24 protein-coding genes, 2 tRNA genes and 1 pseudogene are annotated in these 26,111 nt (G+C 72.8%); 19 read left to right on the top strand and 8 right to left on the bottom strand.

The window, feature by feature from the left end:
• Positions 1 to 283: 283 nt before the first annotated feature.
• The 4 genes from TNCT6_RS19960 (at position 284) to TNCT6_RS19945 (ending at position 3,196) form a co-directional block, all read left to right on the top strand.
• Complete coding sequence (locus TNCT6_RS19960; RefSeq protein WP_373996191.1) at positions 284 to 670, top strand: hypothetical protein; 387 nt, start codon at positions 284 to 286, stop codon at positions 668 to 670.
• Between the two features lie 378 nt (positions 671 to 1,048).
• A complete protein-coding gene (locus tag TNCT6_RS19955) occupies positions 1,049 to 2,266 on the top strand; it encodes a helix-turn-helix domain-containing protein (RefSeq protein WP_141360651.1) in 1,218 nt (405 codons plus the stop codon).
• 137 nt (positions 2,267 to 2,403) lie between these two features.
• The gene (gene orn / locus TNCT6_RS19950; RefSeq protein ID WP_141360650.1) at positions 2,404 to 3,012 is read left to right on the top strand and encodes an oligoribonuclease; all 609 of its coding nucleotides are present in this window, start codon (positions 2,404 to 2,406) and stop codon (positions 3,010 to 3,012) included.
• A gap of 111 nt (positions 3,013 to 3,123) precedes the next feature.
• A tRNA-His gene (locus TNCT6_RS19945) sits at positions 3,124 to 3,196 on the top strand.
• A gap of 94 nt (positions 3,197 to 3,290) precedes the next feature.
• Here TNCT6_RS19945 and TNCT6_RS40950 read toward each other — a convergent pair.
• Positions 3,291 to 3,410 (bottom strand): annotated as a pseudogene (locus TNCT6_RS40950) (phosphodiesterase); the annotation flags it as partial.
• Between TNCT6_RS40950 and TNCT6_RS19935 the strand changes: the two are divergent.
• Positions 3,397 to 3,921 carry a CGNR zinc finger domain-containing protein gene (locus TNCT6_RS19935; protein WP_141360649.1) on the top strand — a complete coding sequence of 175 codons (525 nt, stop codon included), beginning with the start codon at positions 3,397 to 3,399 and terminating at the stop codon, positions 3,919 to 3,921. The pseudogene TNCT6_RS40950 and the gene TNCT6_RS19935 sit on opposite strands and share 14 nt — an antisense overlap.
• 41 nt (positions 3,922 to 3,962) lie before the next feature.
• Complete coding sequence (locus TNCT6_RS19930; protein WP_141360648.1) at positions 3,963 to 4,427, top strand: ankyrin repeat domain-containing protein; 465 nt, start codon at positions 3,963 to 3,965, stop codon at positions 4,425 to 4,427.
• Here the strand turns inward: TNCT6_RS19930 and TNCT6_RS19925 are convergent.
• On the bottom strand, positions 4,396 to 5,451 hold the full coding sequence (locus tag TNCT6_RS19925; protein WP_141360647.1) for a LacI family DNA-binding transcriptional regulator: 1,056 nt from the start codon (positions 5,449 to 5,451) through the stop codon (positions 4,396 to 4,398). The genes TNCT6_RS19930 and TNCT6_RS19925 overlap by 32 nt on opposite strands.
• A 369-nt stretch (positions 5,452 to 5,820) precedes the next feature.
• Here TNCT6_RS19925 and TNCT6_RS19920 point away from each other — a divergent pair, with 369 nt between their 5' ends.
• The 4 genes from TNCT6_RS19920 to TNCT6_RS19905 all read left to right on the top strand — a co-directional run bounded on the left by TNCT6_RS19920 (position 5,821) and on the right by TNCT6_RS19905 (position 10,732).
• Positions 5,821 to 7,188, top strand: a complete 1,368-nt coding sequence (locus tag TNCT6_RS19920) for an ABC transporter substrate-binding protein (protein WP_141360646.1) — start codon at positions 5,821 to 5,823, stop codon at positions 7,186 to 7,188.
• Between the two features lie 5 nt (positions 7,189 to 7,193).
• Positions 7,194 to 8,207 (top strand): carbohydrate ABC transporter permease, encoded by a 1,014-nt coding sequence (locus tag TNCT6_RS19915; RefSeq protein WP_141366621.1) that lies wholly within the window; start codon positions 7,194 to 7,196, stop codon positions 8,205 to 8,207.
• 11 nt (positions 8,208 to 8,218) lie between these two features.
• The gene (locus TNCT6_RS19910) at positions 8,219 to 9,124 is read left to right on the top strand and encodes a carbohydrate ABC transporter permease (RefSeq protein ID WP_141360645.1); all 906 of its coding nucleotides are present in this window, start codon (positions 8,219 to 8,221) and stop codon (positions 9,122 to 9,124) included.
• Positions 9,125 to 9,295: 171 nt separating this feature from the next.
• Complete coding sequence (locus TNCT6_RS19905) at positions 9,296 to 10,732, top strand: GH1 family beta-glucosidase (RefSeq protein WP_141360644.1); 1,437 nt, start codon at positions 9,296 to 9,298, stop codon at positions 10,730 to 10,732.
• Between the two features lie 81 nt (positions 10,733 to 10,813).
• On the opposite strand, the gene TNCT6_RS19900 is transcribed toward TNCT6_RS19905, so the two are convergent.
• Together TNCT6_RS19900 and TNCT6_RS19895 are read right to left on the bottom strand one after the other, a co-directional pair.
• Complete coding sequence (locus tag TNCT6_RS19900) at positions 10,814 to 12,217, bottom strand: HAMP domain-containing sensor histidine kinase (protein WP_141360643.1); 1,404 nt, start codon at positions 12,215 to 12,217, stop codon at positions 10,814 to 10,816.
• Positions 12,214 to 12,918, bottom strand: a complete 705-nt coding sequence (locus TNCT6_RS19895; protein WP_141360642.1) for a response regulator transcription factor — start codon at positions 12,916 to 12,918, stop codon at positions 12,214 to 12,216. The genes TNCT6_RS19900 and TNCT6_RS19895 overlap by 4 nt, the downstream gene beginning before the upstream one ends.
• Positions 12,919 to 13,057: 139 nt before the next feature.
• Between TNCT6_RS19895 and TNCT6_RS19890 the strand changes: the two genes are divergently transcribed.
• A complete protein-coding gene (locus TNCT6_RS19890; protein ID WP_141360641.1) occupies positions 13,058 to 13,588 on the top strand; it encodes a hypothetical protein in 531 nt (176 codons plus the stop codon).
• 149 nt (positions 13,589 to 13,737) lie between these two features.
• On the opposite strand, the gene TNCT6_RS19880 is transcribed toward TNCT6_RS19890, so the two are convergent.
• Entirely contained in the window at positions 13,738 to 14,607 is an 870-nt protein-coding gene (locus TNCT6_RS19880; RefSeq protein WP_141360640.1) for a spermidine synthase, read from the bottom strand.
• 85 nt (positions 14,608 to 14,692) lie between these two features.
• Positions 14,693 to 15,073, bottom strand: coding sequence for a hypothetical protein (locus TNCT6_RS19875; protein ID WP_172632958.1), 381 nt, complete (start codon positions 15,071 to 15,073; stop codon positions 14,693 to 14,695).
• Positions 15,074 to 15,413: 340 nt separating this feature from the next.
• Here TNCT6_RS19875 and TNCT6_RS19870 point away from each other — a divergent pair, with 340 nt between their 5' ends.
• Entirely contained in the window at positions 15,414 to 16,847 is a 1,434-nt protein-coding gene (locus TNCT6_RS19870; RefSeq protein ID WP_141360639.1) for a hypothetical protein, read from the top strand.
• Between the two features lie 314 nt (positions 16,848 to 17,161).
• Here TNCT6_RS19870 and TNCT6_RS19865 read toward each other — a convergent pair whose 3' ends face one another.
• Positions 17,162 to 17,755: a histidine phosphatase family protein gene (locus TNCT6_RS19865; RefSeq protein ID WP_141360638.1), complete on the bottom strand. Its 594-nt coding sequence runs from the start codon at positions 17,753 to 17,755 to the stop codon at positions 17,162 to 17,164.
• Positions 17,756 to 17,955: 200 nt separating this feature from the next.
• Between TNCT6_RS19865 and TNCT6_RS19860 the strand changes: the two genes are divergently transcribed.
• The 7 genes from TNCT6_RS19860 (at position 17,956) to TNCT6_RS19830 (ending at position 24,506) form a co-directional block, all read left to right on the top strand.
• Positions 17,956 to 18,954: a phosphatase PAP2 family protein gene (locus tag TNCT6_RS19860; protein WP_141360637.1), complete on the top strand. Its 999-nt coding sequence runs from the start codon at positions 17,956 to 17,958 to the stop codon at positions 18,952 to 18,954.
• Positions 18,866 to 20,038: a hypothetical protein gene (locus tag TNCT6_RS19855; RefSeq protein WP_373996190.1), complete on the top strand. Its 1,173-nt coding sequence runs from the start codon at positions 18,866 to 18,868 to the stop codon at positions 20,036 to 20,038. The genes TNCT6_RS19860 and TNCT6_RS19855 overlap by 89 nt, the downstream gene beginning before the upstream one ends.
• The gene (locus TNCT6_RS19850; protein ID WP_141360636.1) at positions 20,029 to 21,633 is read left to right on the top strand and encodes a hypothetical protein; all 1,605 of its coding nucleotides are present in this window, start codon (positions 20,029 to 20,031) and stop codon (positions 21,631 to 21,633) included. Before TNCT6_RS19855 ends, TNCT6_RS19850 begins: the two co-directional genes overlap by 10 nt.
• Positions 21,630 to 23,006, top strand: coding sequence for an AAA domain-containing protein (locus tag TNCT6_RS19845; RefSeq protein WP_373996189.1), 1,377 nt, complete (start codon positions 21,630 to 21,632; stop codon positions 23,004 to 23,006). Before TNCT6_RS19850 ends, TNCT6_RS19845 begins: the two co-directional genes overlap by 4 nt.
• Before the next feature lie 290 nt (positions 23,007 to 23,296).
• Complete coding sequence (locus tag TNCT6_RS19840; RefSeq protein ID WP_141360635.1) at positions 23,297 to 23,671, top strand: hypothetical protein; 375 nt, start codon at positions 23,297 to 23,299, stop codon at positions 23,669 to 23,671.
• Positions 23,672 to 23,803: 132 nt separating this feature from the next.
• The gene (locus tag TNCT6_RS19835; protein WP_141360634.1) at positions 23,804 to 24,442 is read left to right on the top strand and encodes a bifunctional DNA primase/polymerase; all 639 of its coding nucleotides are present in this window, start codon (positions 23,804 to 23,806) and stop codon (positions 24,440 to 24,442) included.
• Positions 24,433 to 24,506, top strand: a tRNA-Lys gene (locus tag TNCT6_RS19830). Before TNCT6_RS19835 ends, TNCT6_RS19830 begins: the two co-directional genes overlap by 10 nt.
• Before the next feature lie 69 nt (positions 24,507 to 24,575).
• On the opposite strand, the gene TNCT6_RS19825 is transcribed toward TNCT6_RS19830, so the two are convergent.
• Positions 24,576 to 25,895, bottom strand: coding sequence for a M6 family metalloprotease domain-containing protein (locus TNCT6_RS19825; RefSeq protein ID WP_141360633.1), 1,320 nt, complete (start codon positions 25,893 to 25,895; stop codon positions 24,576 to 24,578).
• Positions 25,896 to 26,111 lie beyond the last annotated feature (216 nt).

The following is a 26,111-nucleotide window of genomic DNA, read 5'->3' as shown; positions in this document are numbered from 1 at the left end:
GGTACGGCGGCACGCCTCCTTAGCCCAGATCCCGCGCACTCTCCGTGGCGGTTCACCGGAGCATGCACGAGCCACGCCCGCAAGGCAATGGTTGGTGCCCCGTACAGGCGGTTTGTACGGGATTCACCTTCCGGGACGGGCGGGATCACGGTAACGGCGGGGCGCCGCCGGGGGGTCGGGCGGGGTGCCGTACGGCCGCGCGGGGCCCGCGTGGTGCCGCACAGTGACCGACCGATCGAACACGCGTTGATCCCGGAGAACCGCCGCCGTAGGGAGCACGCCGTTGTCCGGACCCCGCACCGTCCCCGACCGACATCCGTTCCCCGCACAGGACACCGCACCGGGCATCGCGCAGAACAGCGGTCGGCGCGCCGCGGCCGGCGGGGAGGGCGGCGCCGTGGACGAGATGGTGCGCTGGGCCGTCTTCAGCTGCGCACTCGTCCCCGTGGTCCTGCTCTGGTACGGCACCTCGTTCGCCGGCGCCGCCGGCACCGCCCTGGGCCTCGGGGCCGTCACCGGGGCCTGCCGGGCACTGCTGCGCCACTCCGAGCGCGTGGCGGCCCGGCTGCGCACCGAGGAGCGCGCCCCGTACCAGGACCGCCACCACGGAACGGGGAACGGGGCGCACCAGGGCGGCGGGCACCCGGACGGAACGGCACCGGTCGGCTGACCGGTTTTTGCGCACGCGGCCGTAGCTTTTCAGCCAACTTCTCGTATCCGTGCATTCCCCGGCCGAAGTACCCCTCACCCCCCGTTCGACCTGCACGGAAAGGGTCTCCGCAGGACCGCGCACCCTACGGGGATTGGCCACCACGACGAGGCGCACTTCCCTGCACGCTCCCCGAGTGCAACGCTTCGTGATCGAATGCTTCACGCCAAGTTGCCATGTCGACAATGTGCCGGGTGACGAACTGGTCAACACGGCACGGCGGGACGCAGTAGATTCGATCTTGACTGTCTTACGGCGGGGGACTCGTGCAGGACCGAGGGGAAACGTGCAGGAGCGACACAACCGAGGAGCCGCGACCACCGAGGGGGGCTTAGCAGTATGAGCCACGACTCCACTGCCGCGCCGGAAACCGCGGCCCGGAAGCTGTCCGGGCGACGCCGCAAGGAGATCGTCGCGGTGCTGCTGTTCAGCGGCGGCCCCATCTTCGAGAGTTCCATACCGTTGTCGGTGTTCGGGGTTGACCGCCAGGACGCCGGCGTACCGCGCTACCGACTGCTGGTGTGCGGCGGCGAGGAAGGCCCGCTGCGGACCACAGGGGGCCTGGAACTCACCACACCGCACGGCCTGGAGGCGATCTCACGGGCGGGCACGGTCGTCGTGCCGGCCTGGCGCTCGATCACCTCGCCGCCACCGGAGGAGGCGCTCGACGCGCTGCGCCGGGCGCACGAGGAGGGGGCCCGCATCGTGGGCCTGTGCACCGGGGCGTTCGTACTCGCCGCGGCCGGGCTGCTGGACGGCCGGCCGGCGACCACGCACTGGATGTACGCGCCGACGCTGGCCAAGCGCTATCCGTCGGTGCACGTGGATCCCAGAGAGCTGTTCGTCGACGACGGCGACGTGCTGACGTCGGCGGGTACGGCGGCCGGGATCGACCTGTGCCTGCACATCGTGCGCTCGGACCACGGCAACGAGGCGGCGGGCGCGCTGGCCCGGCGACTGGTGGTCCCGCCTCGCCGGAGCGGAGGCCAGGAACGCTACCTGGACCGCTCTTTACCGGAGGAGATCGGCGCCGACCCGCTCGCCGAGGTCGTCGCCTGGGCGCTGGAGCACCTCCACGAGCAGTTCGACGTGGAGACGCTGGCGGCGCGGGCGTACATGAGCCGGCGTACGTTCGACCGCCGCTTCCGTTCCCTGACCGGCAGCGCGCCGTTGCAGTGGCTGATCACCCAGCGGGTGCTCCAGGCGCAGCGGCTGCTGGAGACGTCCGACTACTCGGTCGACGAGGTGGCGGGCCGCTGCGGCTTCCGCTCCCCCGTGGCACTGCGCGGCCACTTCCGGCGGCAGCTGGGCTCGTCCCCGGCGGCGTACCGGGCGGCCTACCGGGCGCGGCGGCCACAGCACGAGCGGCCGGGAGACGGCGACCTCGTGTCGGGGACGGCCGGCATGCCGGGCGGCCCGGGACCGCACTCCGCGGCGGCCCCGGCCGGGCCCGCGTCGCCGCTGTCCTCCTTCCACCCGGACGGCCAGGTGCCCCACCAGGCGCGCCGCACGGCGGCCCTGTCGGCGAGCGTTCCGGGCCAGCGCGGCGGCTCCTGACCCACGGCGGCCGGGTGGACGGGCCCTCCTGGTCCCGTCCGCCCGGCCGTCCCGGCGCGGGTCCGCGCCGGCCGTTGCCCGACAAGGGCACCGCACGGCCGGTCCGGGTCGCGGCGGGGCGCCGTAAGGTGAGACACATGAACGATCGCATGGTGTGGATCGACTGCGAGATGACCGGCCTCTCGCTGTCCGACGACGCGCTCATCGAGGTGGCCGCCCTCGTCACCGACTCCGAGCTGAACGTACTCGGCGAGGGAGTCGACATCGTCATCCGGCCGCCGGACTCGGCGCTGGAGACGATGCCGGAGGTGGTGCGTGAGATGCACACCGCGTCCGGCCTGCTCACCCAGCTGGCCGGCGGCACGACGCTCAAGGACGCCGAGGAGCAGGTCCTGGCCTACGTACGGGAGTACGTCAAGGAGCCCGGCAAGGCCCCGCTGTGCGGAAACTCGGTCGGCACCGACCGCGGCTTCCTGCTGCGCGACATGCCGACGCTGGAGGGCTATCTGCACTACCGGATCGTGGACGTGTCCTCGATCAAGGAGCTGGCCCGGCGCTGGTACCCGCGGGCGTACTTCAACAGCCCGGAGAAGAACGGCAACCACCGTGCCCTGGCCGACATCCGCGAGTCCATCGCGGAGTTGCGCTACTACCGCGAGGCCGTCTTCGTCCCGCAGCCCGGCCCCGACTCCGACACCGCCAAGACGATCGCGGCGAAGCACGTCCTGCCTGCTCAGCAGGCATAGCGGGGCCCCGCGAAGGGGCGCCGCGAAACCTGTGCGCGAGCACCCCTTCCGACCCTGTAGACTTCTTCTCGGCCGGTCGGGGAAACCGCAGAATCCCTCGGACCGGTCATGGTGGGTGTAGCTCAGCTGGTAGAGCACCTGGTTGTGGTCCAGGATGCCGCGGGTTCGAGTCCCGTCACTCACCCTTCACCAAGAGGCCGGTGGCCTGGATTATCCAGGTCACCGGCCTCTTGCATGTTCCGCTGCGTCAGGGGCCGCTCGGCCGGACGTGAGCGTCGGAGAACGACGCGGTAGTGGGTGGTCAGGCGCCGGTCGTCGCCGAGGACGTGGAAGGCGAGGCCGGGCGGCTGGTCCCGGTCCGCCGGGGAGTCGCCCTCCCAGGGCATGCGCAGGGTCCAGGCGCAGGGCGATCTGCTGACCGGCCATGTCCCGGTCGAGGGCATCGCGACGGACGAGGACCTCAGGCTCCAGATCGTCGAACTGCGGCGGGCGACGCGAGCCCTGTTCGCCCGCGCGGTCAGCCCCGCTCCCCCCAGTCCGGCGGATGCCCGTCGGCTGATGCCGACCGACCAGGCACTGGCCCACCTCAACGCGGTCGCCGCCCGTGAACCGGTCGCCCCGCGGCTCGACTGGCCTCGCGAAGGAACCCCCGTAGCGCGGATCTTCTCCACGGGGAGCGATCCGAAGGTCCTGCTTGTCGCGACCCTCGCCCGTGCCGCCATCGACTTCCTGAGCGGGTCGCAGCGGGAGCGTCTGCGCGCCTGCACCGCGCCCCGCTGCGTGCGTTACTTCGTCCAGGGCCACGGGCGGCAGGAGTGGTGCAAGCCGTCGTGCGGAAACCGCGCCCGAGCCGCTCGCCACTACAGGCGTCAGCGCATGGGGACCGACGGTGGTTCCGCTTCCTCCTGACCGGCCCGGAACCGCGCGCCGCGACGGTAACCTCGGCAGCCATGAACCGACGGCAGCGCAAGAAGCTCTCCGGGCACCTCGTCTCGGCGGCCATGCTGGGCGACACCGCCCACGCGGAGGCGCTGCTGCGGGCCGGTGCCGATCCGGAGCGAGCGGACAGGGAGGGCACCACCCCGCTCTATGCGGCGTCCGTACAGGGGGATGCCGAGATGGTCCGACTGCTTCTCGCGGCCGGGGCCCGTCCGGACACCGAGAGCGGGCGCGGAGCGGAAGGCACGCCCCTGTGCGCGGCCGCTTGCTGGGGGCACACCGAGACGGTGCGCACGCTCCTGGCGCACGAAGCCGATCCGAATCTTCGTGAGGATCACGGCACGGGCCGTACTCCCCTGGAGTGGGCGGTGGCCGATTCCCATGCCGAGTCGGTCGCTCTTCTCGTCGCGGCGGGAGCCACCCGGCCCGGCGGTCCGAGGCCCGCTACGACGACGCCCGCACCATCAGCTCCGTAGGCAGTACGAGCTGCCGCCGCTCCAGCCCCCGGGACACCGCCGGGCGGCGGTCGGCGATCTCGTTCAGCAGGAGGTCGATCATCGCGCGGCCCATCTCCTCGATGGGCTGGCGGACGCTGGTCAGGGGCGGATCCATGTGGCGGGCGATGGCGGAGTCGTCGTAGCCGACCAGGGCCACGTCGTCGGGGATGCGGCGGCCCGCCTCGCGCAGCACCTGACGGGCGCCGGCCGCCGTGACGTCGGAGGCGGCGAAGACGGCGTCCAGGTCGGGGCGGTGGTCCAGCAGGCGCGTCATCGCGCGGCGGCCACCGCCCTCGGTGAAGTCTCCCTGGGCCACGAGGAGTTCGTCCACCTCCAGGCCCGCGTCCCGCAGGGCGTCGCGGTAGCCGTCGACGCGGCGCTGGGCGCCGTAGACGTCCATGTGGCCGGTGATGTGGGCGACGGTGCGGCAGCCGCGGGCCATCAGGTGCTCCACGGCGGAACGGGCGCCTCCGTAGTTGTCGGAGTCCACCGAGGTCAGGGTCTCGCCCGCCGACCGCGGACCGCTGATCACGGCCGGGATCTCCAGCTGGGCCAGCATGTCCGGCAGCGGGTCGTCGGCATGCACCGAGACCAGCAGCACGCCGTCCACCCGGTGCGCGGCCAGGTACTGGGCCAGCCGCTGCCGCTTCTGGTCGCTGCCGGCGAAGATCAGCAGCAACTGCATCTCCGTGTCCGACAGTCCGGCGCCGACACCCCGCAGCATGTCCGAGAAGTACGGCTCGGCGAAGAAGCGGGTCTCCGGCTCGGGCACGACGAGGGCGATCGCGTCGGTGCGGTTGGCGGCGAGGGCGCGGGCGGCCGTGTTGGGGACGTAGCCGAGTTCGGCCACCGCCGCCTCGACTGCGGCCCGGGTGGCGTCGCTGACCCGGGGCGAGCCGTTGATCACCCGCGAGACGGTGCCGCGGCCGACGCCGGCCCGCGCGGCGACCTCTTCGAGGGTCGGCCGACCGCCGCTCCGGCCCCGCGCTCCGTGGCCTGTCATTGGCTCCGCCCTTCCGCCGTCGAAACCGCCTTGGCCTGGAATGTAACAGTCTCCCGAGCGCGGACGCCGTGCCCGGGGGCCGCCGCGGCGGACCCCGGGGGACGGGACGACTCCGCATACCCGGGTCGAGGACCTCACCCCTCCCGCGTTAGTTAACAGGCCGATAACCGAACGCATTTGTCCTCGCTCACACCCTTGACACCCCCGCTCGAACCCGCGACTCTTCAACACATCACTGGTGGGAGCGCTCCCACAGTACCTGACACATACACAACCCGCACGTTCCCCGCCCGAGCCGCAGCGAGTACAAAACGGGCCCAACATGCAGTTGGCCGGGGGGTCGGCACGTCAGGGCAACAGGAGGACGCAATGCGAGCACGTTTGCTCCCCCATTCTCGACTTCGTTCGAGTGGGGGGACCCCCATCGCCCGCAAGGCGGTGGTCCTGGCGGCAGCCGCGTCGCTGGGCGCCGGGCTGCTGGCCGGCTGCTCCAGCGACAGCGGAGACAAGACCGGCTCGTCGACCGGCGGTGGCGACGGCGGTGGTGCCAAGGTCACGATCACGATGGGCCTCTTCGGCACGATGGGCTTCAAGGAGGCCGGCCTCTACACCGAGTACGAGAAGCTGCACCCCGACATCAAGATTCAGGAAAACGTCGTCGAGCGCAACGAGAACTACTACCCGGCGCTCGTCAACCACCTCACCACCAACAGCGGCCTGATGGACGTCCAGGCCATCGAGGTCGGCAACATCGCCGAGGTCGTCGCCACCCAGGCAGCCAAGTTCGAGGACCTCTCCAAGGCCTCGGGCGTGGACAAGGGCAACTGGCTGGACTGGAAGTGGCAGCAGGCCACCACCAAGGACGACCAGACCATCGGCCTGGGCACCGACATCGGCCCGATGGCGATCTGCTACCGCAAGGACCTCTTCGAGCAGGCCGGACTGCCCACGGACCGCGAGGAGGTCGGCAAGCTCTGGGCGGGCGACTGGAACAAGTTCGTCACGGCGGGCGAGACGTTCAAGAAGAAGGCGCCCAAGGGCACCTACTTCATGGACTCCCCCGGCGGTCTGATCAACGCGATCCTCAGCAGTGAGAAGGAGAAGTTCTACGACGCCTCCGGCAACGTCATCTACAAGACGAACCCCGCCGTCAAGGCCGCCTTCGACCTGACCGCCAAGGCCGCCCAGGAGGGACTGGTCCAGTCGCAGACGCAGTTCCAGCCGGCCTGGGACCAGACGATCGCGAACAACAAGTTCGCCACCGTCGCCTGCCCGCCGTGGATGCTCGGCACCATCAAGGGCAAGTCGCAGCCCGACGCGGCCGGCAAGTGGGACGTCGCCGTGCCGCCCAAGGGCGGCAACTGGGGCGGCTCCTTCCTGGCCGTGCCCAAGAGCGGCAAGCACGTGAAGGAGGCGACGGAGTTCATCACCTGGTTGACCGCTCCCGAGCAGCAGGCGAAGCTGTTCGCCGTCCAGGGCAGCTTCCCGAGCGCCCCCGGCGCCTACACCATGCCGTCGGTGACCGACGCGAAGAACGAGATGACCGGTGACGCGCCCATCGGCCAGATCTTCGCGGAGGCCGCCAAGTCCATCCCGGTCCAGACGATCGGCCCGAAGGACCAGATCGTCCAGCAGGGCCTGACGGACAACGGCGTCATCCTCGTGACGAAGGGCAAGTCGCCCGCCGACGCCTGGAAGACGGCCACGAAGACCATCGACAACAACCTGGAGAAGTGACCGGTATGGCCACCCGGCACGACACCGCCGCGCCCCCCGAGAAGGAGGGGGGCGCGGCCCCGGGCCGCCCGGCGGGAACCGACACCGCCGACGCGGAGCACCGGCGCCGGGCGCGGCTGTCCCGCCGCTGGCAGCGGGACATGCGGTGGAGCCCGTACGCGTTCGTCTCGCCGTTCTTCCTGCTGTTCGTCGCCTTCGGGCTGTTCCCGCTGATCTACACGGCGTGGGCCTCGCTGCACACGGTGGAGCTGACGGCGCCGACCGACATGGAGTGGGCGGGGCTGCGGAACTACACCCGCATCTTCGATGACGAGTTCTTCTGGAACGCGGCGCGGAACACCCTGACCATCGGCATCATCTCCACGGTCCCGCAGCTGCTGATGGCGATGGGCCTGGCGCACATCCTGAACTACCGGCTGCGCGCCTCGACCTTCTACCGGGTCGCGATGCTCGCGCCGTACGCGACGTCGATCGCCGCCGCCTCCCTGGTCTTCGTGCTGCTCTTCGGCCGCGACTACGGCATGATCAACTGGGTGCTGCACTCGGTCGGCTTCGACAACATCGACTGGCAGAACGACAAGTGGCCCTCCCAGATAGCCGTCTCCACGATCATCATCTGGCGCTGGACGGGCTACAACGCGCTGATCTACCTGGCGGCGATGCAGGCCATCCCGAACGACCTGTACGAGTCGGCCGCCCTGGACGGCGCCAACCGGATCCGGCAGTTCTTCCACGTCACCCTGCCGCAGCTGCGTCCGACCATCCTCTTCACCGCCGTGGTGTCGACCATCGGCGCCAGCCAGGTCTTCGGCGAGCCGCTGCTGTTCGACGCCAACAAGGGCGCCTCCGGCGGTGCCGAGCACCAGTTCCAGACGCTGGGTCTGTACCTGTACGAGCAGGGCTGGGTGAACCAGCACCTGGGCCGAGCCTCCGCGATCGCCTGGACGATGTTCCTGATCCTGATCGTGATCGGCGTGGTCAACTACGTCATCTCGCGCCGGCTGCGCGCCAGTAGTTAAGGAGACCGGCCGTGACGACGACGACCCTGACCGAACCCGAGACGCCGACCGCCGGGCCGCGCCGGACGCGCCGGTCCAAGGCCGCCCGCGCGGGCGGGCAGCTGCACGCCGGCCCGATCGCGTACGTGATCCTGGCCCTGTTCACCATCGGGTCGCTGTTCCCGCTGGTGTGGACGGCGATCGCCGCGTCCCGGAACAACAACCGGCTGGCGCAGACCCCGCCGCCCTTCTGGTTCGGCTCGAACCTGATGCACAACCTCCAGGTCGCCTGGACGGACGCCAACCTGGGCAAGGCGTTCGTCAACACCACGATCGTGGCGGGGATCTCCGCGGCGACGGTCGTGTTCCTGTCCACGATCGCCGGCTTCGCCTTCGCCAAGCTGCGCTTCAGGGGCCGGGGCGCGCTGATGCTGATCGTGATCGGCACGATGATGGTGCCGCCGCAGCTCAGCATCATCCCGCTGTACATGATGGTGGCCAAGCTGGACTGGACCGACCAGTTGCAGGCGGTGATCCTGCCGTCGCTGGTCAGCGCGTTCGGTGTGTTCTTCATGCGGCAGTACCTGCTCCAGGCGCTGCCGGACGAGATCATCGAGGCCGCCCGGGTGGACGGCGCGAGCAGCTGGCGCGTGGTGTGGCACGTGGTGTTCCCGGCGGCGCGTCCCGCGATGGCCGTGCTGGGGATGCTGATGTTCGTGCAGACCTGGAACGACTTCCTGTGGCCCTTCCTGGTGCTGACCCAGACCGGCAACCCGACCGTGCAGGTCGCCCTCGCGGGTCTGGGCCGCGGCTACACCCCCGACCAGTCCCTGATCATGGCGGGCGCGCTGCTCGGCACGCTGCCGCTGCTGCTGGTCTTCGCGATCTTCGGCAAGCAGATCGTGGGCGGCATCATGCAGGGCGCGGTCAAGGGCTGACGCCCGCGGCCCGTCCTCGCGCGCGCGACGGCCCGGCCGCCGCGCACACCCCCGCCTTCCGGGGGCCGGGTCACCGTGGTCCCGGCCCCTCGTCCCTCTGTCCACGTCGACCCCTGTCCACCTCCCCTTTCGAACCGTCGGTCTTTCACGACCATCTATGGGAGCGCTTCCATGCCTGAGTCCGCACAGCCGGTGACCCCGGTGACCTTTCCGCCCGCCTTCCTCTGGGGCGCCGCGACCTCCGCGTACCAGATCGAGGGGGCGGTGCGGGAGGACGGCCGTACGCCCTCCATCTGGGACACCTTCAGCCATACCCCAGGCAAGACCGCCGGTGACGAAACCGGTGACATCGCTGTCGACCACTACCACCGCTACCGCGATGACGTGGCCCTGATGGCGGACCTGGGCCTGAACGCCTACCGCTTCTCAGTCTCCTGGCCGCGCGTGCAACCGACCGGCCGGGGCCCCGCCGTCCAGGTGGGCCTGGACTTCTACCGCCGTCTCGTGGACGAACTGCTGGAACGCGGGATCAAGCCGGCGGTCACCCTCTACCACTGGGACCTGCCGCAGGAACTGGAGGACGCCGGCGGCTGGCCGGAGCGCGAGACCGCGCTGCGCTTCGCGGAGTACGCGCAGATCGTCGGGGAGGCGCTCGGCGACCGGGTGGAGCAGTGGATCACCCTCAACGAGCCGTGGTGCACCGCCTTCCTGGGCTACGGCTCCGGGGTGCACGCGCCGGGCCGCACCGAGCCCGCGGCCACACTGCGCGCGGCCCACCACCTGAACCTGGCGCACGGCCTGGGCGCGCAGGCGCTGCGGTCGGTGATGCCGGCCCGCAACTCGGTCGCGGTCAGCCTCAACTCCTCGGTGGTCCGCACCGTCTCGCAGGACCCGGCGGACCTGGCGGCGGCCCGGAAGATCGACGACCTGGCCAACGGGGTCTTCCACGGCCCGATGCTGCACGGGGCGTACCCGGCCACGCTGCTGGAGGCCACCTCGTCGATCACGGACTGGTCCTACGTCCTGGACGGCGATCTGCAGACCGCCCACCAGCCGCTGGACGCGCTCGGCCTCAACTACTACACGCCGGCCCTGGTGTCGGCGGCGGACACGACGCTGGAGGGCCCGCGGGCCGACGGTCACGGGGCGAGCGCGCACTCGCCGTGGCCCGGCGCGGATGACGTGGCGTTCCACCAGACGCCGGGCGACCGCACCGAGATGGGCTGGACGATCGACCCGAGCGGCCTGCACGAGCTGATCATGCGCTACTCCCAGGAGGCGCCGGGAGTGGCGCTGTACGTCACCGAGAACGGCGCCGCCTACGACGACAAGGTGGACGCCGACGGCCGCGTGCACGACCCGGAGCGCATCGCCTACCTGCACTCCCACCTGGCGGCGGTGCGCCGGGCCATCACGGACGGCGCCGACGTCCGCGGGTACTACCTGTGGTCCCTGATGGACAACTTCGAGTGGGCCTACGGGTACGGCAAGCGGTTCGGTGCGGTCTACGTCGACTACAGCACCCTCGCCCGGATCCCGAAGTCCAGCGCCCACTGGTACGGCAGGGCGGCCCGCACCGGGGAGCTGCCGCCGCCGGACGCCGCCTGACGGCCCGTCCGGCTCCCAGCGCGCCCCGGCCGGATCGGGGGTGAACCGGCCGGGGCGCTTTGCCGCCCACGACGCGGGTGTTCAGGGAAGGGACCGGGGACGGGCGGGGCGCGCGGCGGATCTCCCCGGCCGGCGGCGGCGCACCGCTCCCCGGTGGCCCGAGCGCACCGGGGAGCGCGGGTCGAGCTGGATCCAGATCCGCACCTCCGTGCCACCGAGCACGGAGGAGCCGATACGGACGTCCCCGCCGGTGGACTCCGCGAGCCGGCGCACGATGTCCAGGCCGAGCCCCGTGGAGCCGTCGTTCCCCGATCCACGCCCGCGCAGCATCGCCGCCTCCGGGTCGGGTATGCCGGGCCCGGCGTCGGAGACGAGCACGATCACCGCGTCGTCGCCGTTGTGCACGTCGACCGCGAACGCCGTGCCCTCGGCGGTGTGCCGGAAGACGTTGCCGAGCAGCGCGTCCAGCGCGGCCGCGAGGTCGGCGCGGGCCACGGGTATGCGCACCGGCCGCTCGGCCCCGGCCACCCGCCACTTGCGGCCCTCGTCCTCGGCGAGCGCCGACCAGAACTCCATCCGCTCCCGGACCACTTCGGCCGCGTCGCATCCGGCGCCCGGACCGGCGGCCGCCGTCTGCGGCTTGGCCTCGCGGGCGGTGCGGATGATCGTGTCGACCTCGCGCTCCAGCTGGGCGACCGCCGTCCGGGTCTGCTCGGCGGCGGGTCCGGCCCCGAGCGAGGCCGCGTTCAGCCGCAGCACGGTCAGCGGTGTACGCAGCCGGTGGGACAGGTCGGCCGCCAGTTCGCGTTCGTTCGCCAGCAGTTGGACGACCTGGTCGGCCATGGAGTTGAACGCGACCGCCGCGAGCCGCAGTTCGTTCGGTCCCTCCTCGGGCACCCGGGCGCCGAGCCTGCCCTCGCCCAGTTCGTACGCGCCCTCGACCAGCCGCTGCGCGGGCCGCACCATCCGTACGCCGAGCCGGTCGGCGACGGCGACCGAGCCGACGACGAGCGCGGCGCCCACACCGGCGAGCACCGCCCAGGCCGTGCCCACGCCGTTGCGGACCTCGGACTCGGGGACGTAGACCTCGACGACGGCGATGGCGCCGGAGCTCAGCGCGACCGGCTGGAGCAGCGTGGACCCGCCGGGCACCTCGGCGGTGGAGGCGCGGCCCATTGCCCGCACCGTCGCGATGTCCTCGCCGGTGGCCCGGGCGCGGCCGATCTCGACGGCCGCCGCGCCGTCGACGGCCGGTACGTGCACGGCCATGCGGGCGTTGGAGCCGGCCGAGGCGACGACCCGCTCCAACTGCTCGCGCTCGGTGGTGATGGACAGGGCGGGGGCGACCGCGGCGGCCTGGCGCTCGGCGTTGGAGAAGGCGCGGTCCCGGGCCATCTCCTCGATGACCAGGGCGAGCGGGACGGCGAAGGCGATCACGACCATCGTGGTGACCGCGAGGCAGACCTTGACCAGTGCCCATCTCATCGCGGCTGCTCCGCTCCGGGCGGCTCCAGCTTCACGCCCACGCCCCGCAGGGTGCGCAGATAGCGGGGCCGGGCGGCCGTCTCGCCCAACTTCCGCCGCAGCCAGGACAGATGGACGTCTATCGTCTGGTCGTCGCCGTAGGACTGCCGCCACACCTCGGCCAGCAGCTCCTTGCGCGCCACGACCACTCCCGGCCGCCCGGCGAGGAAGGCGAGCAGGTCGAACTCACGGCGGGTCAGGTCCAGCCGCACCCCGTCCAGCTCGGCCTGGCGGCGCAGCGGGTCGACGGTCAGGCCGCCGACCCGGAGCACGGGGGACGGCGGGTGCTCCCCGGCGGCGGAGCGGGCCCGGCGCAGTACGGCGGCCATGCGCGCGGACAGGTGCTCGACGGAGAACGGCTTGGTCAGGTAGTCGTCCGCCCCGGCGTTGAGCAGCCGGACGATCTCCGCCTCGTCGTCCCGGGCGGTGGCGATGATGACGGGCACGTCGGTGATGCCGCGCAGCATCTTCAGCGCCTCCGAGCCGTCCAGATCGGGCAGTCCGAGGTCCAGCACGACCACGTCGAAGCGGAGGTGGGCGACCTCGCGCAGCGCCTCCAGCGCCGTACCGACGCTGCGCACGGTGTGCGAGGCGTCGGTCAGGTGCCGGATGAGCGCCGAGCGTACGAACGGGTCGTCCTCGACCACGAGAACACTTGCCATGCGCCGCACCGTACGCCATGGGGGCGTTCCCGGCGGGGGCCTGTGGACAACTCCGGGAAGGCCCAAGCCGCTTGTGGACAACCTCACCTCGATCGCGTTCCCGCGACACCATGGGGACGGGTGAGGCAGGATGGCGACGATGTTCAGAGGACTCGTACACCTGCTGGCCTGGTCGCTCGCCACGGGCGCGGCGGCCACCCTGTCATGGTGGGGCGTCCACACGGTGATGGCGGGCACGGCCTACGATCCGCCGCGCGCCCTGCCCATCACGGCGGTGGAGGCGACCAGGCAGGAGTCGGCACCGGCCGCCTCGCCCACCCCTCGGCCGACCGCGTCCAGGAGTCCCTCGGCCAGTCCGAGCAAGCCGGCCGGCGAGCGGACGGTGACTCCGAGCCCTTCCCGGCCGACGCGCCCCGCGAGCGCACCCGCCCCCTCCCCCACCACCTCCGGCCAGGTGAAGAGCTACGGCACCGAGGGCGGCCGGGTGGTCTTCGACCTCGGCCAGTTCTCGGCGAACCTGGTCTCGGCGACTCCGGGCACGGGCTGGTCGATGCAGGTGTGGAAGACGGAGACGTGGATCCGCGTGGAGTTCACCTCGGACGCCGACCGGGTGTCGGTCATCTGCGCCTGGCACGACGGGCCGCCGCACGTGGAGATCGGCGACTACTAGAGGAGCACGCCCAGTTCGGCCGGCACGGTAGGCCGGTACGCCTGGTTCGGCCCGCACGGTAGGCCGGTACGCCTGGTACGCCTGGTACGCCTGGTACGCCTGGTACGCCTGGTACGCCTGGTACGCCCAGTTCCGCCGATCCGGCCGGTTCAACGGAAGGCGGACGGCGGCGGGGCCGGTGAGGCGACCGCCGCGGCGTCGGTGACCGGTACCGCCCCGCCGGTGAAGTCGGTGAGGGCGCGGCCGTGTTCGACGCGGCCCGGGTGCGGGTCGGTGGCGGCCCTGCGGGTCAGTTCGGCGACCGGCAGCGGCAGGTCGGAGGCCACCAGCACGGCGTTGCCGAAACGCCGGCCGCGCAGCACGGTCGGATCGGCGACCAGCGCGAGTTCGGTGAACCGGGCGGCGGCGGTGGCGATCTGACCGCGCAGATGGGTCAGCGGCGGGCCGTCGGCGAGGTTCGCGGCGTAGACACCGCCCGGCCTCAGTGCCCTGCGCACCCCGTCGAGGAACTCCGTCGAGGTGAGGTGGGCGGGTGTGCGGGCGCCGCTGAACACGTCCGCGATGACCAGGTCGGCCCAGCCGTCCGGCACTTTGGCGAGGCCCTCGCGGGCGTCCACCGACCGCACCCGAAGACGGGCTCCGGAATCCAACGGCAGCTCGCGGCGCACCAGTTGGACGAGGGCCGCGTCGCGTTCGACCACCTGCTGGGTGGAGCGGGGCCGGGTGGCGGCGACGTACCGGGCGAGGGTGAACGCCCCGCCGCCGAGGTGCACGGCGTGGACGGGCCGGCCGGCGGGCGCGGCGAGGTCGATCACGTGCCCGAGCCGCCGCTGGTACTCGAAGGAGAGGTACGCCGGGTCGTCGAGGTCGACGTAGGACTGCGGGGCGCCGTCGATCAGCAGGGTCCAGCCCCGTGCCCGCTCCCGGTCGGGTATGAGCTGCGCGAGCCCGCCGTCGACCTGTTCGGTGACGGCTTCGACGGCTCCTCGCCCGCGACGGGCGCTCCTGGACCTTCCCATCCGCCCATTGTCGCAAGCGGTGCGATGTGCCACCCACAGGTGACGGGAGCCGTGGGCGAGCGTTCCGGCGGGCGGAGCGCCGGGATCAGCAGCAGCTGTCCGCGGCCTCGATCATCCGGGCCGCCTCCCCCAGGGCCCGCCGCAGCACCGCGGGGTCCGTCGCGAGGTCGGCCTCGTCGGGCGGGACCAGCCAGTCCGAGCCCTCCACCGGCGGCTCCGGGGCCAGCCGCAGGCCCCGTCCGTCGGTCCCGGTGCAGGTGCTCCCGGGCACGTCCCAGGCCGCGGCCGTGCCCGCCGGCACCACGAAGCCGAGCGTGCCGCCCCCGTCGTCGTGCAGTACGGGCCCCACCGCGTCCCCCGGCCCGCGGCGCAGGATGTCCACCGCCTCCAGCCCCTGCCGGGCCGGCACCGTGACCACGTCGCACGTGGCCTGCGTACAGGAATCGACACTCCGCGGGGTTTCCATCCCGGCCTCCATCACGAAAATCCCTCCTCGTGAACGAGCGGGTCGGGAGCCTGGCGGCTCCCGGTCCACGGGGTTCAACGCGGCAGGGCGTCAACGGCTACGGGCGAAGTCCGCCGTGAAGGGTGGCACTTCATGGCAGATCACGGATGAGATATCCGGTTTGTAGCCAAACACAGCGTGTCCGGACGGACACAGCAGGTACTTTCTTGCTCGCCGGAAACAGGGCGTCATCCATGCGACCGGGACGACTCGGGCGACGGGTGACCCGCCGACCGGACGACTCGGGCAACTTCCCCCTGTGTCCGGCATGGTTCGACGGTTCGCACGAGAGGGCCCGGCCATGACGTCGTCGACGGTGACCTCGTCTCAGTCCCCCCGCCCGCCACGACCGAATCTCGCCTTCCGGCAGCTGCGCGGACAGCGCTCGCCGGCCGAGTTCGCCGCGGCGGTACGGAGGGCCGCCCACGAGATCGGTGAGCGGGTCAGCTGTGACGCGCGCTACATCGGCCGGGTGGAGGCGGGTGAGATCCGATGCCCCAACTACGCCTATGAACGAGTGTTCTTGCACATGTTCCCCGGCCGCACGCTGACCGACCTGGGGTTCGCACCCCGGTCGGCCGTTCGGGGGCGCGCCTCCCGCGCGCCGCACGAGGAACGGGAGGCGTACGACCCGGACCACTCCACCGATTCGCCGGATCCGCACGAGCTGCACGACCCGTACCACCCGCACGAAGACCACGAGAACCACGAGGAGAGCGACGTGCTGCGTCGCGCATTCATGACCCGCGGGGGCGCCACGGTGGCCGCCGCCTCGCTGGGCCCCTTGGGACCCGCCTTCGACGCCTCGGCCGCGGATCGCCCCGCGCACCGGGCCGGCGCGAGCGACGCCGGGGCCGTCGAAGAGGCCGTCCGCCGGATCCGGTTGCTCGACGACCGGCACGGAGCGGACGGTCTCTACCGCCGCGCGGCCGCTCCGCTGCGCGCCGCCTACGCGCTGCTCGACGTCGGCGCGACCCGGCAGACCACCGCCGACCGGCTGCACTCGGGCGCCGGTGAACTGGCCATCTCGGTGGGCTGGCTGGCCCACGACTCCGGGCGTTTCGACGACGCGCGCTCGCACTACGCCGAGGCACTGGCCACCGCGCGCATGACCGGGGACCCGGCCCTGGAGGCACACGCCTTCTGCAACACGGCGTTCCTCGCGCGGGACGCGGGACGGCCCCGCGAGGCGGTGCGGGCCGCGCAGGCCGCGCAGCGCGTCGGACGCGGGCTGGGCTCGGCGCGGCTGATGTCGCTGCTCGCACTGCGCGAGGCGGGCGGCTGGGCCGGGCTCGCCGACCGCACCGGCTGCGAGCGGGCGCTCGCCCGGGCGCAGGCCCTGTACGAGCGGGGCGCCTCGGACGCCGACCCCGAGTGGATGAGCTTCTACGGCGAGGCCGAGCTGGCGGGGCTCGAGGCGCAGTGCTGGTCCACGCTGGGCGACTGGCCGCGGGCGGCCCGGCACGCACGGCGTGCCGCGCGGCTCCAGGATCCCCACTTCATGCGGAACATCGCGCTCTACACGGCCGAACTGTCCGACAACCTCGCGCGCGGGGGGCGGCCGGACGAGGCGGCCGCCGCCGGAATGCGGGTCCTGGACCTGCTGGACCAGGTCCAGTCGTCCCGCATCCAGACGATGCTGGCGGGAACGGCACGGGTCCTGCTGCCGCACCGCCGGGCGAGCGGGGTGTCCGATTTCCTGGAGAGGCACGCGAGCGCCCCTCGACCGGTGTGACGCGGCAACGGGCCGGCCGGGCGCGCCCTGTCACGTCGCGCGCTGCCTCCCACGGTCTTCGGGTGAGAGCTCCGCGCACGGGTCAGTCAGACGCCCGAGGCCGCGCCCGTGGGGCCGCATGGGCCCAGTCGCACCGTGGCGTGCCTCCCCCGGCCCTTCGCGGCCAAGACCCCGCGCGCGGGCAAGCCGAGCGACCGGCGTCGCGTCGCGGAGGCGAGTGGGACCACCCGGGCCGCGTGGTCCCTCCCACGGCTCTTCGGGCGGGACCCCCGGCCCCCCTGCCTCACCAGCGGCAGCGGCAGCGGGGCCGACGGTCACGAGAGGTGGCCCACGTCGTTCCAGTTTTCGATGGCCGGCTCTCCGTAGGCCCAGCCCAGTACCGAGAGCGACGTGGGGTTGAGGCGGATGCGTGCCGCGAAGTCGAGTGGCAGGCCGAGCCACCGCGCGCCGATCGAGCGCAGGATGTGCCCGTGTGCGAAGACCAGCACGTCACGGTCCTCGCCGCGCGCCCAGGCCACCACCTCGTCGGCACGGGAGGTCACCTCGGCGAGCGTCTCCCCGCGCGGGACGCCGTCGCGCCAGATCAGCCAGCCGGGCCGCTCGGCCTGGATCTCCTGCGGCGTCAGGCCCTCGTACGCGCCGTAGTCCCACTCCATCAGCGTGTCCCAGCACATCGCGCGGTCGCCGAACCCGGCGAGCTCGCACGTCTCACGCGCGCGTGCCAGCGGGCTGGTGCGGACCTCGACCCCGGGCAGGCCGTCGAACGGCGCCCGCTGGAGCCGTTCCCCGAGCAGCTTGGCGCCGCGCCGGCCCTCCTCCAGGAGGGGAACGTCGGTCCTGCCGGTGTGCCTGCCGGACAGCGACCACTCGGTCTGTCCGTGCCGGGCCAACAGGATGCGCGGTGCCATGGAGAACCTTCCGGAAAAAACTCAGATCTTCGGACGGAATCCCTCCATCATCGCGCACGCCGTCCGGGTGCAACCCGGGGGGCGGTCTGTGCGTCTATCAGGGCCGGGGGCACCCCGAGGTGGTCGGGTCGGGCACCGTAAAGTGGCACGACCGTCCGGGCACCGCCGGGCAGCGCAGCGACGAAGGGGGAGGGCATCGGATGCCGCAGACCGAGGCACCGGCACGGCGCACCGAGACGGCCCAGCGCACCCGGCTGCGCTGGTGGACCGAACTGCCGCTGATCCTGCTGGTGTACGGCTGCTACTCGGCGGGCCGGCTGCTGGCCCGCGGCGACGTCTCCACGGCCGTCGACCACGGCCTGGCGATCCTGCGCGTCGAGAAGCTGCTGCACCTCAATGCGGAGCACCCCCTCAACCGCCTGTTCACCCGTGAGCCGTGGCTGGGCGTCCCCGCCGACTTCTGGTACGCGTCGCTGCACTACCTGGTGACCCCCGTGATCCTGGTGTGGCTGTTCAGGGCGCGCACCACGCACTACCGGGCGGCCCGCACCTGGCTGATGACGTCCACGTTCATAGGACTGATCGGTTTCACCCTGCTGCCCACCTGCCCGCCCCGCCTGCTCTCCCCGGACCACGGGTTCGTGGACACGATGGCCCAGTACAGCTCGTACGGCTGGTGGGGCGGCGAGGCCAGCGCGCCGCGCGGCCTGGGCGGTATGACCAACCAGTACGCGGCCATGCCGAGCCTGCACGTGGGCTGGGCCCTGTGGTGCGGAGTGATGCTGTGGCGCCACGGCGGCACGCGCACGGCGAAGGTCGCGGGCGTCGCCTATCCGCTGCTGACCGCGCTGGTCGTGATGGGCACCGCCAACCACTACCTCCTGGACGCGGTCGCGGGCGTGGCCGTGATGGGCGTCGGCATGCTGCTCGCGCCGTTCGTGATGCGGGGCGCGGACCGCGCCAAGGCACTGCTGACGCCCCCCGCCACGGCCGTCACAGGGGACTCCGGTGCCGCGGGCTCCCCGATTGTCAGTGGCGGATGCCAGACTTCGGCGGGTGAGCGAATTCCACGGCAGCGCGAAACACGGTTCGGGCCCGGAGCCGAACCGGGTGCCGTCCCCGAGGACGCGGGAGACGGCGCTCCAGCCTGGGGTCTCCCCCGCCCGAGCGAAGTCGAGAGCCTGGGGAAGGCTCGCTGAGCTGCGCGGGCCCGGCGTACCGGCCCGCGCCCTCGACGCCCGGGCCCTGGCCGCGCTGGCCGCGAACCCCGGCTGCGGCCGTCGCGCGATCCTGGACGGCGCGGGCGTGGACAAGGCGGCGCTCGCGGAAGCGCTGGGCGCGCCCGCCGTGTTCGGGCAGTCGCAGTTCGCCTTCATGCGGGGCAACGCGTTCGAGGCACGGGTCAAGGCGGACGGCGGCGCCGAGCTGCTGAGGCTGGCGCACACCAGGCTGGACCCGGGCGCGGAACCGCCGAGGGAGAGCCGGGTGCCCGACCTGAGCGCCGTCGGCCCCGAGGGGCGTACGGCGCGTACGGCGCTGGCGCTGCGCGAGGCCACGCGGGCGGGCGCCTGGACACTGCTCGACCATCCGATGCTCGCCCTGGAGGTGGCGGGCTCACCCGCCTACCTGGAGCCGGACGCGGTGGTGGTGCACCCGGACGGCAGCTGGACGGTGGTGGAGATCAAGTCCTTCCCGATGCTGGACGGCTCCGCCGACCCGGCGAAGGTGGGCGCGGCCGCCCGGCAGTCGGCGGTCTACGTGCTGGCGCTGGAGGACGTCGCCGCGCGCCTCGACCCCGTCCCGCGCGTACGGCACCGGGTGCTCCTGGTGTGCCCCAAGGACTTCTCCAACCTGCCCACCGCGTCCGCCGTCGACGTCCGCAAGCAGCGCGCGGTGACCGCCCGCCAGCTGACCCGGCTGACCCGTGTCGAGGACATCGCCGACGCCCTGCCCGAGGGCGTGTGCTTCTCCCCCGAGCTGCCCTCGGAGGAGCTGACGGCCGCGGTGGAGGCGGTCCCGGCGACGTACGCGCCCGAGTGCCTGGCCACGTGCGAGCTGGCCTTCCACTGCCGCGCCCGGTCCCGCGCGCAGGGCGCGGTGACCGCGCTGGGCCGCTCGGCCCGCGCCGACCTGGGCGGACTGTCGACGGTCGAGGACGTGCTGGCGGCCGCCCACGGCGAGGCGGGCGATCCGGACGACCCGGCTGTGGCCGCGCTGCGCCGGGCCGCCGCGCTGCGGGCCGAGGCCCTGGAGCAGGCCGGGCGGGAGGCGGCGTGTCGCTGATCGCCACCCTGGGCCGTCTGGAGGCGGTGCGGACCGGTCGGGCCCAGCCCGCCGCGACCGTCCGGCACCGGCATCTGTCCGAGCGGCCGCTGGTGTTCGTGCCGCTCACCACCGCCGGTGAGGCGGGCGCCCCGCTCGGGGCACTGGTCGGCACGGACCGTGACGCGCCGCGGCTGCTGGCCGTCCCGCAGCCGCGCGACCGCGACCTGCGGTTCGCGTTCCTCGCCGAACTGGCCGACGTGGTCCTGCCGTACATCGACTCCTGTGCCGACGCCGTCGAGGCCGCCGAGCGCAGCGAGACCGATCCGAACAGCGGCAAGCGGGTCAAGGTCGAGGTGGAGCTGTGCGCGGACGCGCCCCAGCTGATCGTGCCGAGCCGCGCGGGCATCGACTTCGTACGGCTGCTCGGACGCTCCATGCGTTTCCGCCGCACCGCCGAGCAGGACCCGGAGACGCCGCATCCGGCGCCGCCGCGCGTGCCGTTGCTCGGTCGGTGGCTGACCCACTTCGGGGAGCGGGCCCGGGTGCCCGGTTCCTCGCTGCTGCCGGCGATGACCGACCTGCTGGCCCAGCACTGGACGACCGGCCAGTCCAGCCTGGAGGACCAGCACCTGGGGGCGCTGCTGGCGTGGATCGACCCGCCGGACGGCGCGTCGGGCGCCGGAGCCGCGCTGCGGGCCGAGCTGGCGCGCACCGCCGACGGCCAGTTGGAGTGCCCGCCCGCGGGCCCCGCCACCGACCCGGCCTTCGACAACAGGCTGCTGGCGCCCGCGATCGAGCGCTACGACCGCGCGCGTACCGCCCTCGCCGCCGCCGAGGACGGCCTGGAGGCCGACGAGCGGCTGAGCGCCGTCACCGCGGCCGAGCAGGGGATCCGCGACCTGGTCGAGAAGTGCGCCGTCCCCACCTGGGACAACGTCTGGCGCGGCCTGGACCTGCTGCGGGCGCTGCCCGAGGGCGGGCACGTCGAGGAGCGCTGGACGCGCGACCGCTGGTCGTTCACCGGCCACCGCGACCGGGTGCGGGCCGGCGAGCCGCCGCAGCCGCGCCGCGACGACGCGGTCACCGCGGCGAACAAGCTGGCCACGCGCGAACGGGAGCAGGCCCGTCTGGAGGCACAGGAGGCGCTGGACGACCCACTGGTCATGGCGGGGCGGCGGCTGGCCGGAGAGGCGTTCGCGGGCGAGGTCACGGACGTCGTCCCGGCCTGCAGCGAGGGAAAGCGGCCCAGTCCGCGGCCGCTGGTCACCGTGCGCACCGACGACCGGCCGCACCTGGGCGAGCGGGCCAGGGCGTACCGCTCGCTGGACGGCAAGCCGCAGTCGGCCGAGTTCGTCGCCTGCGAGGAGGACACCGCCGAGGGGACGCTCGTCGTCCTGCGGATCCTGGACAGGATGGGCCGCGGCAAGCAACCCGCGCCCGGTTCCGTGCCGGAGAAGGGCGACCGCGTGTGCTTCACGCTCTTCGAGCACGAGCAGCGCGGCGGCGCGAAGCTGCCCGACCCGGAGCAGACCCCATGGACGCACGGCGGCCCGCCGGGCGAGGAGAGCACGCCGGAGGCCCCGGACCCGGTGACCGAGGAGGATCATCTGTGACCGCCCCCGCCCAGGACCCCGCGATCGGCCCCGGCGGCCTCCGGGCGCCCTTCGACCCCGGGGCGGCGGCCGCCCGCGCGACCGACGCGATCCTCCGCGACACCCTGCACGGCTCGGACCGCGGGGTCGTCGTCGACTCCCCGCCCGGCGCGGGGAAGTCGACGCTGGTCGTGCGCGCGGCGCTGGAGCTGGCTGCCGCCGGACGGCCGCTGATGGTGGTCGCGCAGACCAACGCCCAGGTCGACGACCTGGTGCTGCGGCTGGCGGAGAAGAATCCCGAACTGCCCGTGGGCCGGCTGCACAGCAGTGACGCCGACCCGTACGACAAGGCGCTCGACGGCCTGCCGAACGTACGGAAGTCGGCGAAGGCGGCCGACCTCGCCGGACTCGACGTGGTCCTGTCGACCGCCGCGAAGTGGGCGCATGTGAAGGTCGACGAGCCGTGGCGGCACGCGATCGTCGACGAGGCGTACCAGATGCGCTCGGACGCCCTGCTCGCGGTCGCCGGGCTGTTCGAGCGGGCGTTGTTCGTGGGTGATCCGGGTCAGCTGGACCCGTTCGCGATCGTCGGCAGCGAGCAGTGGGCGGGCCTGTCCTACGACCCGTCGGCGTCCGCGGTGACGACGCTGCTGGCCCACAATCCGCAGCTGCCCCAGCACCGGTTGCCGGTGTCCTGGCGGCTTCCCGCGTCGGCGGCGCCCCTGGTCTCCGACGCGTTCTACCCGTACACGCCGTTCCGCAGCGGCACGTCGGCCGGGGACCGGCGGCTGACGTTCGCGGTCCCCTCGAACGGCTCGGGTCCCGACCGGGTGCTCGACGAGGCCGCCGAGTCCGGCTGGGGCCTGCTGGAGCTGCCCGCGCGGCACACTCCACGCACCGACCCGGAGGCGGTGCGGGCGGTGGCGGCGGTCGTACGGCGGCTGCTGGAGCGGGGCGGGGCGGCCGTCTCGGAGCGGTCGCCGAACCCGGCGCCGCTGACCGCCGACCGGATCGCCGTCGGCACGGCGCACCGCGACCAGGCGGCCGCCGTGCGCGCGGCGCTGGCGGAACTGGGCGTGACGGATGTCACCGTGGACACGGCGAACCGCCTCCAGGGCCGTGAGTTCGACGTCACGGTCGTGCTGCACCCGCTCTCCGGACGCCCCGACGCCACCGCGTTCCACCTGGAGACCGGCCGCCTGTGCGTCCTCGCCTCCCGCCACCGGCACGCCTGCGTCGTGGTCTGCCGCGCGGGGGTCACCGACCTCCTGGACGACCACCCGTCGACGGAACCGGTCCAACTGGGCGTGACGGTGAAGTTCCCGGACGGGTGGGAGGCGAACCACGCGGTACTCGCCCACCTGCGAGAACACCGAGTCGCCTGGCGACCGTGACCACCACACGGCCTCCCCCCGGACGGAGTCCGGCACACCGCCGAGGGCGGCAGACGAACACAGCCCGGACGGCTGGAAGGCCAACCACGCGGTACTCGCCCACCTGCGAGAACACCGAGTGGCCCGGCGTGCCCGGAGCGCCGGTCACGGTCGCCGGTGGCCCGGCGGGGCAGAGGAGTTGACGGGTGGGTTGGGGCGGGCTGCCCCCGCCCCCTTGCGTTCCCGGGAGACAATGGAGGGTGGCCCTTTCACAGGGCGGTGTCATCCGAACCGTACGAGGAGGTCGAGACATGGCGGAGCCAACGCCGCGTCGTGACGATCCGCGGCTACGCCCCGCGCCCCTGCTCTTCGAGCCGGCCGAGGCGGCCGCCGACCCCGAGCACTTCTTCGACCTGGAGTCGATCGACGATCCGCGGGCGCTGCTCGCGCGGGCGACGGAGCTGACGCTCGCGTTCCGCGCGGCGGCCGACCGGGCGGTGGAGTTCCAGGCGATCGCGGCGGCGCAGCTCTCCGATCCGCGGCGCTTCGACCGGCTGACCCCGGCGGCCATCGCCGAGCGGGCGGACTGGACCGAGGACTACGCCAAGAAGATGGTGGAGTTCGGGCGGGACCTGCTGAGCGGAGCCGAGGACGGCGTGCACGCCAACCCGGCCGACCCCGTCTGACCCCCCGCGCCTCGCGCTTCCCCCGGCTCTGGCATATGCCGAGCGCGTAAGATACCCCGACCCGCCCTTCCGCGTCCCGGTTTCCCGCAACCCTGTGGAATCGCCCGTTCACAGCGGGTAGATATATCCGCCATGAGCCGCACAGGCAACGAACCCTTCGTCGACCACCTCGACCAGTGGGCAGGCCGCCGCTCCGACGCCTCGGGCGTCACCGCGGACGGCGCCGCCTGGCTGGCCTCGGCGGGCGCGTACCCCCGCAGCACGCTCGCCCTCTGGCGGGAGCGGCCGGACGCACCGCTCGTACTGCCCTGCGGCACCGTCTTCGACATGGTGAACGTGCCCGCGATCTTCGGCCGCCGGATGCTGGACCGGCTGTGGGACGAAGGTCCGGGGTCGGGCCCGGTGGCCGTCCACCGGGGACGGATGCTGCTGTTCGCCGCGCCGGGCACCGCGCACCGGCTGCCCTCGCTGCTGGAGTGGGAGGAGTGGGGGTCCCGGGGCCGGGAGGCCGGCCGGAAGGAGGGCATCCCGCCCCTGCTGTGCCACGGCAAGGGCGACGCGGTGACCCTTCCGGCCCTGTCCGACGACACCCCGCCCGCACGGCCGGCCTCCCGCTGGCTCGTCGCTCCGGACACCCGCCACCCCTGGCTGCCGGGCCCGGAGATCATGCTCTGGGCGGCCGTGCGGGCGGCCCGCGCGGCGGTGCGGATATCGATTTTTCCTCCCAGCGGCCAGGATGCTAAGGTCTACGACGTCAGCAGGCGCCGCTAGCTCAGTTGGTTAGAGCAGCTGACTCTTAATCAGCGGGTCCGGGGTTCGAGTCCCTGGCGGCGCACGATGACGATGGCGAGACAGGGTCGCGGAGAGCGAACCGGTCTCGCCATCGCTGTGTGTGCGGCCGGCGTCACGCCGTGGTGATCTTGACGGTGTACGCGCCGGACGCCGTACGGTTCTCCACCTCCACCCGGACCCCGTCGCCCGGCACGGTGAAGCTCTCCCCCACGTCGATCGGGGCATCGGCCAGCGCGGGCTGGACCGAGGTCCCCTCGCAGGCATCGGTGTGCGGATGGGCGTCGATCACCTCGACCGGGCCGCCACCGGAGTCCGCCCCGCTGCGCACCCGGTACACCAGCACCCCCTGCCGGCACCCGGTCACGTCGTTGCCGACCGACGCCCGCGCCTCGATGGCCAGCACGCTGTCGCTCCCGGTGCGCACCACCACCAGCTTCGTTCCGCTGCCGAGCCCGAACAGCGGCGACCCGGCGGTGGCCGTCACCGACGAACCCGCACCCGCCGGGCCCACCTCCACCGGTTCCAGGGTCAGCCGGATCGGTCCCCCTCGCACACAGGTCACCTGACGGGGGTCCAGCCACCCGAGCTTCCACTTGTGCCAGGCGAACAGGTCGGGCGAGAGGCCGAACTGGCTGCCCATCAGGTCCCAGTCCCCGACGTAGGTGTCCCAGTCGCCCTTGCCGTCCGCGGGCCGGTGGTACAGGTCGGGCAGGTCGAAGACGTGCCCGGACTCGTGGGCGAGCACCAGCCGGTCCGGCGGGTGCCGTTCGAAGACCGTCACCACCCGCCGGATCTCCTTGCCGTCGGCTCGCAGCGGGGTGTCCAGATTGACGACCTTCGTCGCGTCCGAGTCGACGCCGGGCGCGTCCGGGTCGGCGACGAAGTAGACGACGTCGTAGCGCGAGAAGTCGACCTCGGGGTCGGCCGCGGCGAGCGCGTCGTGCAGATACGCGGTGCGGTCCCGAGCGTTCCAGTCCCGGTGCATGGCGTACGCCGTGGACGGACGCGGCATCCGGGTCCAGCGCCGCAGCGGGTGGGGGCGCAGGGTGAACCTGCCGTACGACGCCTGTTCGAAGTACCGGCTGGTGGCCGGGAAGTGGTCGGCGGTGAGTTCGGCCGGGGTGGTGCGCGGGGTGGAGTCCGGGAAGGACAGGAACACCAGGACGGCGTTCAGCGTCCCGGTCGGCCGTACGTAGGAGGGGTTCCAGGTGTCCAGTCCCTCCGAGTGGTGGGCGTCCGTGCGTTGCAGGGCGCAGAGCGCGGTGGAGAACGGCTCGGCGACCGAGGGCCCGCCCAGGATCGAGGTGGCGGCGACCGCCGACATGGTGGTGAACACGGCCGCGGTGCTGCGCAGCCTGGGGCGCACCCCGGCCTGGTTCAGCGCTCTGAGGACGTCGTGGCCGAGCGCCTTCAGGGGCAGCTGACACGGCACAGGGACCTCCGGGGCGGTTCGCGGGACACCGCACCCAGCCTGTGGGAGTTTGTAGGGGTACGCCCTGTTTGTCTGCACCGGAAGGGTGAGGGAAGCGAGTTCACGACAGGACGGTCCGACGCGATTCCAGGGATACGACGCCCCCCGGACCGCTCACGGAACGTCACAAGCGGTCAGCCATATGAAGAACCCGTCCAAGCGTGATCGGAAACGATC

Source organism: Streptomyces sp. 6-11-2 (assembly GCF_006540305.1).
Lineage (GTDB): Bacteria > Actinomycetota > Actinomycetes > Streptomycetales > Streptomycetaceae > Streptomyces.
Note: the sequence above shows the minus strand (reverse complement) of the source record. Positions and strands in the feature narration are given on the sequence as shown.

What these genes read in the sequence shown, in the direction of transcription:
- TNCT6_RS19955 (WP_141360651.1), top strand. Translation starts at nt 1,049, where the DNA reads ATGAGCCACGACTCCACTGCCGCGCCGGAAACCGCGGCCCGGAAGCTG.
- orn (WP_141360650.1), top strand. Translation starts at nt 2,404, where the DNA reads ATGAACGATCGCATGGTGTGGATCGACTGCGAGATGACCGGCCTCTCG.
- TNCT6_RS19935 (WP_141360649.1), top strand. Translation starts at nt 3,397, where the DNA reads ATGCGCAGGGTCCAGGCGCAGGGCGATCTGCTGACCGGCCATGTCCCG.
- TNCT6_RS19930 (WP_141360648.1), top strand. Translation starts at nt 3,963, where the DNA reads ATGAACCGACGGCAGCGCAAGAAGCTCTCCGGGCACCTCGTCTCGGCG.
- TNCT6_RS19925 (WP_141360647.1), bottom strand. Translation starts at nt 5,451, where the DNA reads ATGACAGGCCACGGAGCGCGGGGCCGGAGCGGCGGTCGGCCGACCCTC.
- TNCT6_RS19920 (WP_141360646.1), top strand. Translation starts at nt 5,821, where the DNA reads ATGCGAGCACGTTTGCTCCCCCATTCTCGACTTCGTTCGAGTGGGGGG.
- TNCT6_RS19915 (WP_141366621.1), top strand. Translation starts at nt 7,194, where the DNA reads ATGGCCACCCGGCACGACACCGCCGCGCCCCCCGAGAAGGAGGGGGGC.
- TNCT6_RS19905 (WP_141360644.1), top strand. Translation starts at nt 9,296, where the DNA reads ATGCCTGAGTCCGCACAGCCGGTGACCCCGGTGACCTTTCCGCCCGCC.
- TNCT6_RS19900 (WP_141360643.1), bottom strand. Translation starts at nt 12,217, where the DNA reads ATGAGATGGGCACTGGTCAAGGTCTGCCTCGCGGTCACCACGATGGTC.
- TNCT6_RS19895 (WP_141360642.1), bottom strand. Translation starts at nt 12,918, where the DNA reads ATGGCAAGTGTTCTCGTGGTCGAGGACGACCCGTTCGTACGCTCGGCG.
- TNCT6_RS19890 (WP_141360641.1), top strand. Translation starts at nt 13,058, where the DNA reads ATGTTCAGAGGACTCGTACACCTGCTGGCCTGGTCGCTCGCCACGGGC.
- TNCT6_RS19880 (WP_141360640.1), bottom strand. Translation starts at nt 14,607, where the DNA reads ATGGGAAGGTCCAGGAGCGCCCGTCGCGGGCGAGGAGCCGTCGAAGCC.
- TNCT6_RS19875 (WP_172632958.1), bottom strand. Translation starts at nt 15,073, where the DNA reads ATGGAAACCCCGCGGAGTGTCGATTCCTGTACGCAGGCCACGTGCGAC.
- TNCT6_RS19870 (WP_141360639.1), top strand. Translation starts at nt 15,414, where the DNA reads ATGACGTCGTCGACGGTGACCTCGTCTCAGTCCCCCCGCCCGCCACGA.
- TNCT6_RS19865 (WP_141360638.1), bottom strand. Translation starts at nt 17,755, where the DNA reads ATGGCACCGCGCATCCTGTTGGCCCGGCACGGACAGACCGAGTGGTCG.
- TNCT6_RS19860 (WP_141360637.1), top strand. Translation starts at nt 17,956, where the DNA reads ATGCCGCAGACCGAGGCACCGGCACGGCGCACCGAGACGGCCCAGCGC.
- TNCT6_RS19840 (WP_141360635.1), top strand. Translation starts at nt 23,297, where the DNA reads ATGGCGGAGCCAACGCCGCGTCGTGACGATCCGCGGCTACGCCCCGCG.
- TNCT6_RS19835 (WP_141360634.1), top strand. Translation starts at nt 23,804, where the DNA reads ATGAGCCGCACAGGCAACGAACCCTTCGTCGACCACCTCGACCAGTGG.